At 69.9% G+C, this 1,553-nt stretch carries 1 protein-coding gene; it reads left to right on the top strand.

The genetic code is table 11. From position 1 onward, the window contains the following. The first annotated feature begins 83 nt into the window (after nucleotides 1–83). Nucleotides 84–1,304, top strand: a complete 1,221-nt coding sequence (locus tag ETD96_RS43830) for a helix-turn-helix domain-containing protein (RefSeq protein ID WP_138642360.1) — start codon at nucleotides 84–86, stop codon at nucleotides 1,302–1,304. Nucleotides 1,305–1,553: the final 249 nt, after the last annotated feature.

Raw genomic sequence — 1,553 nt, 5'->3', positions numbered from 1 at the left:
AACCCCTGGGAAACCCCAACCCCCCGGCCTAGCCTGTAAGCGTCGCGACTCGGAGGAAGGGCTGGGCCTTGAACGAGCGGAGTATGGACCCCGCGGACCCCGACCTCACCGTGGGGCAGCGCATCCGGTACTACCGGGAGCGGCGCGGGATGTCGCGTGAGGTACTCGGCGGCCTCATCGGCAGGAACGCGCGGTGGGTCAAGGCCGTGGAGCGGGGAGAGATCGGCCAGCCCAAGCTCCCGACGCTGCTCAGTCTCGCCGAAGCCCTCAAACTGCGGGACGTCGGCAAGCTCACGGGCGGAGAGCCGGTCCCGATGAGCATGTTCCGCGGCCCGGGCCACCCGGCGCTCAACGACGTTCGGGACGCGATCAATGCCGTGGCCGTGGCGATGACCGGCCCGCCGAGCCCGTTGGACCACTTGCAGGCGCGCCTCGACGCGGCATGGCGGGCCAGGCACGCCTCCCCGGACCACCGAACCGTCCTCGGCGGGCTGCTCCCCGAACTCATCCGCGACGCCAAGCAGGCCGTGCGCGGCTACGAGGGCGCGCAGCGCCGGCGCGCCCTGTCGCTCCTCGCGCGGATCTACAACCTCGCACAGTTCTACGTGGCGTATCAGCCGTCCGCCGACCTGCTGTGGCGCATCGTCGAGCGCAGCATCATGGCAGCCGAGGAGTCGGAGGACCCCAAGGCGTTCGGCGGCGCCGTGTGGCTGGCCGCGCAGGCGCACCGGGACGCGGGTGATTTCGACGCGGCCGAAGCCGTCAACCGGGAGGGCCTCGACCTCCTCAGGCCCCACGTAGTGGACGCGGACGCCGAGCTGCGGGCGATGTGGGGTGCCCTCCACCACGAGGTCGCCTACACCGCGGCGCGGGCCGGGCAGGCCGGGACCGCATGGCGCTGGTGGGACCGGGCCGACCGGATCGCGAAGACGCTCCCGCCGTCCCACTACGATCCGATGACCTCGTTCTCGCAGGTCATCATGGGCGCCCACGCGGTGACGATCGCGGTCGAGCTGAGGCAGGCGGGCGAGGCACGCAAACAGGCCCGCAGAGCCGAGGCGTCTGCGATTCCATCCCAACCCAGGCGCGGCCGGCATTTGATCGAGGCGGCCCGGGCCTGGCAGCTCGCGGGTGACGATGCCGCGACGCTCGGCATGCTCGACCATGCCTACATCGCCGCGCCGGAGACCGTCCGCTACAACGGGTACGCGCGCCGTATGACCGTCGAACTGGCGAAAGATGGGCCGACCGCAATGCGGCGAGATGCCCGAGATTTGGCAGGTCGGATCGGTCTTCTCGTCTGACACAGGGACAGAAACCCTGTCCGATCGGTCGTGCGGTCACGGAGAGTCTTGCCTCCATGACGTACTACATCCACAGGGTGCGCCCGACCCGTGAACCGCTCAGGCTCTACGGTAGACGAGGGTGTTGAGGGGGTGAAGGGGGCTTGGCCGAGCAGGCCGTGAACCATCTCCGGCGGACGGTGGCCCCAGCTACTGAGCTTGCCGAGGGTCTCGACCTGCCAGGTCTCGTCGTCGATGAGCCTGTCTCTG

The organism is Actinomadura geliboluensis (genome assembly GCF_005889745.1).
GTDB lineage: Bacteria > Actinomycetota > Actinomycetes > Streptosporangiales > Streptosporangiaceae > Spirillospora > Spirillospora geliboluensis.
This window is presented reverse-complemented; position numbering and strand designations above follow the sequence as displayed.

Excerpts from the sequence above, each read along its gene's own strand:
- ETD96_RS43830 (WP_138642360.1), top strand. The coding sequence starts at position 84 with ATGGACCCCGCGGACCCCGACCTCACCGTGGGGCAGCGCATCCGGTAC.